The sequence below is a fragment of the Azospirillum sp. UFLA03-27 genome, from assembly GCF_059803775.1.
In genome coordinates this window covers 1-4,253 of the sequence record NZ_JAUQTX010000378.1, presented here as the reverse complement: position 1 = coordinate 4,253, position 4,253 = coordinate 1, and the positions used below count along the sequence as shown (strand labels likewise).

The following is a 4,253-nucleotide window of genomic DNA, read 5'->3' as shown; positions in this document are numbered from 1 at the left end:
GTTATAGTCTCGTGGGCTCGGAGATGTGTATAAGAGACAGGCTCTGCAACGCGCCGCAGCCTTCCTCCGCCGCCTGACCGGAAAGCTGTTCCGCCGCGGCGCGCCCGTTCCCCCACCCCCGCCGAAGCCCGTACCCGTGACGGAGCCGATGGAATCCGGGATCTTCACCGGCGACTCCGGCTCGCTCGCCTACCGGCTGTTCGTGCCGGAGGGGGCGGCGGCGGGACCGCGTCCGCTGTTGGTCATGCTGCACGGCTGCACCCAGTCGCCGGAGGACTTCGCCGTCGGAACCCGCATGAACCAGCTGGCCGAGGAGGCCGGCTGCCTCGTCCTCTATCCGGAGCAGACCCCCGCGGCGAACGACAAGAAGTGCTGGAACTGGTTCAACCCCGACCACCAGCGCCGCGAGCGCGGAGAACCGGCGCTGATCGCCGGAGCCGCCCGGCAGGTCCTGGCGGAGCAAGGGGCCGACCCGCGGCGCGTCTACGTCGCCGGGATTTCGGCGGGTGGGTCCGCCGCGATGGTCCTGGCGGCGACCTATCCCGACCTGTTCGCCGCGGTGGGCATCCATTCCGGCCTGCCCTACGGCTCGGCCAGCGGCGTGCCCTCCGCCCTGCTGGCGATGAAGGCCGGCTCATCGCCCGGCCAGCGGCCGGCGGCCGGGGCTCCGGTGGTTCCGGCCATCGTCTTCCACGGCGACGCGGACAAGGTCGTGCACCCGCGCAACGGCGACCATGTGATGGCCCAGGCCACCGCCAACGCGGAGGGGCTGACCGCGAAGACCGAGGATGGGCAGGCACCCGGCGGGCGCGGCTTCACCCGCACCGTTCACATGGACCGCGACGGAGCGGCGCTGTTCGAGCAGTGGATCGTCCAGGGTAGCGGCCACGCCTGGTCCGGCGGCAGCCCGGACGGCACCTACACCGATCCTCAGGGGCCGGACGCCGCACGGGAGATGCTGCGCTTCTTCCTGTCCCATCGGCACGCCGAACCCACAAATAACGTGTGAGTTCACGGTTACCACTTTTGCACAACCGAATTCGCGCCGCCCGTGCCATAAACTTCCTCAGCCCCCACCAGCCCACCGACCCGGCCATGCGCGTCACCGCACTCCGCCTCGCTGCCCTCGGCGCCCTCGCGCTGTGCCTGTCGGCGTCGCCGACAGCCCAGGCCGCCAACGTCTCCGCCGGACAGGCCGAGGCGAAGGAGGCCGCCAAGTCGCTGGGCAACTGCACGCCCGCCAAGGTGGAGGTGATGAGCTACGTCACCGGCCGATCCGGCCAGACCGTGTTCAAGGTGGGCTGCACGGAGGACAAGGACACCTTCGTGCTGGTGCAGTGCCGGTCGCGAATCTGCACGCTGCTGCGCTGATTCACGGCTTCTTAATGAGGTTCGCCTGGAATCGGACTCGAACACGGGACGGGGTGCAAGGGGTGATGAAGCTCGCTCAGTCAATCGCGGTGCTGGCGCTGGTGGCCCTTCCTCTGGGCGCCTGCAGCGGGCCGATGATGGTCGCCAGCCTCGGCGCCGATCTGGCCTCCGTCACCAGCACCAAGAAGACGCTCGGCGATCATGTGGTGTCCGCGGCGACCGGGCGCGACTGCTCGTCCGTGTCCTTCTCGGAAACCGGACAGTATTGCCCGGAGAAGGTCTACGTCGACCGCTCCCGCCTCTATTGCTACAAGACTCTGGCCGACGTGGATTGCCACCACATCCCCGACCCGCACCGCAACGGCCACACCGCACTGGCGAGCCCGCCGCCGGACATCCGGCCGGAACCGCGGCAGCCGGGCTGGATCGAACGGATGATGACCGCGGCGGAGCAATAAGCCTGGGGCCTCTCCTCAGCGCATCTTCTTCGCTACGAAAGCCTTGGCGAGGGTCATCATCGCCTTCTCGTGGGTGACGCCGCCCTGACCGCCCTTGCTGGCGGGAACCACCATAGTGGCGGACTTGACCGGAGCGGGTGAACCGGCGCGGCCGCGCGGCGCCGGTGCGTCCTCACCGGGGTCGCGGCCGAGGCGGCTCAGCACGTCGGCCAGCGCCTCCTTGCTCAGCGCCGAATCCGCGGAACCACGGGACCGGCCCGGCTGCGCGGGCGCAGACCGGCTGGGCGCCGACGGGCGGACGCCCCGCTCGATCGCCGCCGCGGCGATGGCCTTCAGGAAGGGCTGTGAGATGCCCAGCAGGAGTTGCGGGTCCTCGACCGCCCAGGTCATCAGTAGTTTTTGCGCGGTCGCCCGGCTCCCCTTGGCCGCCACCAGCGCGTCGCGCACCTTGCCGTCCACATAGGAATTCGCCATCGCCACACCCCTCCGACCGCCGCGGACGCTCATCCGCGCAACAGGGCGACTCTCCGGCGGCAAGGGTTAACAAAGGGTTGCAAAGGCGGTTGGCCCAACGCGGGAGGGCGCTCCACGGGCAGGGCGGTTGCGCGGCGGGGTGGGAATGGGGGATAGTGGGCCTATGCTGATCGAAACCTACGCCGACCTGATCTGCCCCTGGTGCTACATCGGAAAGCGGCGGCTTGCCCGCGCGCTGGCCGATCGCCCCCGCGTCCAGGTGGAATTGCGCTGGCAGCCGTTCCAGCTCAACCCGGACATGGCGCCGGGCGGGATGGAGCGCAGCGCCTATCTGGCGGCCAAGTTCGGCGGCACGGAGCGGGCGCGGCAGATCCATCTGGTGGTCGAGGAAACGGCGGAGCGCGACGGCCTGCCGCTGCGGCTCGACCGCATCCGGCGCACGCCCAACAGCTTCGACGGGCACCGGCTGATCCGCATCGCCGCCCGCCACGGGCTGGGCGACCGGATGGCCGACGCGCTGTTCCACGCCTATTTCGTGGACGGGCTGGACATCGGCGACCGCGACACGCTGGCCGCGACCGCCGCCGGCCTGGGCTTCGATTTCACGGAGATCAAAAATCTACTGAATGGCGATGCGGAGACCACGGCGGTCTTCAACGCCGACGCCACGGCGCGACAGCTCGGCCTTCAGGCGGTGCCCTGCTACATCTTCAACCGGCGTTACGCGCTGTCCGGCGCGCAGGAGCCCGCCAGCTTCCTCCCGCTTCTCGACCTCGGGGTGGAGGAGCAGGAAGGAGTGACGGCGGCGGCCGATTGATGATCGTGGAATTTTAATGATGATCCGGGTCACGCCGCGCATCAGCCTGGACGAGAGCGAACTTCAGGAGAGCTTCATCCGCGCCTCCGGCCCGGGCGGCCAGCACGTCAACAAGACGGACAGCGCGGTGCAATTGCGCTTCGACGTGGCGGCCTCGCCGAACATCCCCGACGACGTGAAGGCCCGGCTGGTCCGGCTGGCCGGCTCGCGCATGACCGCGGCGGGCGTGCTGATCATCGTCGGCGACACTTACCGCAGCCAACTGCGCAACCGCGAGGACGTGCGGGAGCGGCTGATCGACCTGATCCGCGACGCGACGGTGGTCCCGAAGAGCCGCCGCCCGACCAAGCCGACCCTCGGCTCCAAGAAGCGTCGCCTGGAGGCCAAGGGTCAGCGGTCCGACATCAAGCGTCTGCGCTCCGGCAAGCCGGAGGACTGACTCCGCTCAGTGCGGGGTCTTCTGGCGGCTGAGCGAGATCATGTTCCCGCCATACTGGAACTCCGGCAGGTTGGCGAACTGGTCCTTGGTCAACTGGGTCGCCACAATGGCGTCCTGCTGCTGGTTGTAGCGGACGTTGTCGATGTCCAGCGCCACGTTGCGCCCGCCGATGCCCATGATGCCGCCGGTGGAGACCACCAGTTGGCTCGGGCGGTTGCTGCGGTTGAACAGCACGTCCTCGACCTGCCCCACCTTCTGCCCGTCATAGGCGACGACCGACTTGCCCAGCATGGCCTGCGGCTCGATCCGCGAGGCGGTCTGGAGCGATTGCTCGGACATCGGGCGGGATGCCTGATCGCTTCCCCCACCAAACCAGCTCGACGTCTCGGCGCAGCCTCCCAAAGCCAAAAGCGCGACCGCCGACAGGACCGGAACAGCAACCTTACGCATAGCCCCCTCCTTCTGACGAGATAACCACGCGGGTTTAAACAGGCCGTCGACCGCAATCGTCACGGTGTCTTGCGGCGATCGCACCCGACGCGCCGGAACGCGCCGCGTCCAGCCGTGTTCTGCACACTCTCAACTCTCCCCCGAGGCTCCGCCGATCATGGCCGAAGACACCGCCCGCCGGTTGCAGGCCCGCCCCATTCCGGCTGTCTCTTATACACATCTGACGCTGCCGACGATTATACGC

At 68.7% G+C, this 4,253-nt stretch carries 8 protein-coding genes; 6 read left to right on the top strand and 2 right to left on the bottom strand.

The window, feature by feature from the left end:
- Nucleotides 1-25 precede the first annotated feature (25 nt).
- The 3 genes from Q4I23_RS30920 to Q4I23_RS30910 all read left to right on the top strand — a co-directional run bounded on the left by Q4I23_RS30920 (nt 26) and on the right by Q4I23_RS30910 (nt 1,829).
- Nucleotides 26-1,009, top strand: coding sequence for an extracellular catalytic domain type 1 short-chain-length polyhydroxyalkanoate depolymerase (locus Q4I23_RS30920; protein ID WP_498528755.1), 984 nt, complete (start codon nt 26-28; stop codon nt 1,007-1,009).
- 86 nt (nt 1,010-1,095) lie between these two features.
- The gene (locus Q4I23_RS30915; protein ID WP_454018501.1) at nt 1,096-1,371 is read left to right on the top strand and encodes a hypothetical protein; all 276 of its coding nucleotides are present in this window, start codon (nt 1,096-1,098) and stop codon (nt 1,369-1,371) included.
- Nucleotides 1,372-1,436: 65 nt separating this feature from the next.
- A complete protein-coding gene (locus Q4I23_RS30910; RefSeq protein WP_454018502.1) occupies nt 1,437-1,829 on the top strand; it encodes a hypothetical protein in 393 nt (130 codons plus the stop codon).
- Nucleotides 1,830-1,844: 15 nt separating this feature from the next.
- Here the strand turns inward: Q4I23_RS30910 and Q4I23_RS30905 are convergent, their stop codons facing one another.
- Nucleotides 1,845-2,303, bottom strand: coding sequence for a hypothetical protein (locus tag Q4I23_RS30905; RefSeq protein WP_454018503.1), 459 nt, complete (start codon nt 2,301-2,303; stop codon nt 1,845-1,847).
- A 163-nt stretch (nt 2,304-2,466) separates the two neighbouring features.
- Between Q4I23_RS30905 and Q4I23_RS30900 the strand changes: the two genes are divergently transcribed.
- Together Q4I23_RS30900 and arfB are read left to right on the top strand one after the other, a co-directional pair.
- Nucleotides 2,467-3,120 (top strand): DsbA family oxidoreductase, encoded by a 654-nt coding sequence (locus Q4I23_RS30900; RefSeq protein ID WP_454018504.1) that lies wholly within the window; start codon nt 2,467-2,469, stop codon nt 3,118-3,120.
- 19 nt (nt 3,121-3,139) lie between these two features.
- Nucleotides 3,140-3,559: an alternative ribosome rescue aminoacyl-tRNA hydrolase ArfB gene (gene arfB, locus Q4I23_RS30895; RefSeq protein ID WP_014240675.1), complete on the top strand. Its 420-nt coding sequence runs from the start codon at nt 3,140-3,142 to the stop codon at nt 3,557-3,559.
- A gap of 6 nt (nt 3,560-3,565) precedes the next feature.
- Here the strand turns inward: arfB and Q4I23_RS30890 are convergent, their stop codons facing one another.
- Nucleotides 3,566-4,009 carry a PRC-barrel domain-containing protein gene (locus Q4I23_RS30890; RefSeq protein ID WP_454018505.1) on the bottom strand — a complete coding sequence of 148 codons (444 nt, stop codon included), beginning with the start codon at nt 4,007-4,009 and terminating at the stop codon, nt 3,566-3,568.
- Nucleotides 4,010-4,073: 64 nt separating this feature from the next.
- On the opposite strand from Q4I23_RS30890, the gene Q4I23_RS30885 reads away from it, so the two are divergent.
- The coding region (locus Q4I23_RS30885) for a hypothetical protein (RefSeq protein WP_498528754.1) at nt 4,074-4,253 on the top strand (180 nt) is incomplete at its 3' end.

Excerpts from the sequence above, each read along its gene's own strand:
- Q4I23_RS30915 (WP_454018501.1), top strand. The coding sequence starts at position 1,096 with ATGCGCGTCACCGCACTCCGCCTCGCTGCCCTCGGCGCCCTCGCGCTG.
- Q4I23_RS30910 (WP_454018502.1), top strand. The coding sequence starts at position 1,437 with ATGAAGCTCGCTCAGTCAATCGCGGTGCTGGCGCTGGTGGCCCTTCCT.
- Q4I23_RS30905 (WP_454018503.1), bottom strand. The coding sequence starts at position 2,303 with ATGGCGAATTCCTATGTGGACGGCAAGGTGCGCGACGCGCTGGTGGCG.
- Q4I23_RS30900 (WP_454018504.1), top strand. The coding sequence starts at position 2,467 with ATGCTGATCGAAACCTACGCCGACCTGATCTGCCCCTGGTGCTACATC.
- arfB (WP_014240675.1), top strand. The coding sequence starts at position 3,140 with ATGATCCGGGTCACGCCGCGCATCAGCCTGGACGAGAGCGAACTTCAG.
- Q4I23_RS30890 (WP_454018505.1), bottom strand. The coding sequence starts at position 4,009 with ATGCGTAAGGTTGCTGTTCCGGTCCTGTCGGCGGTCGCGCTTTTGGCT.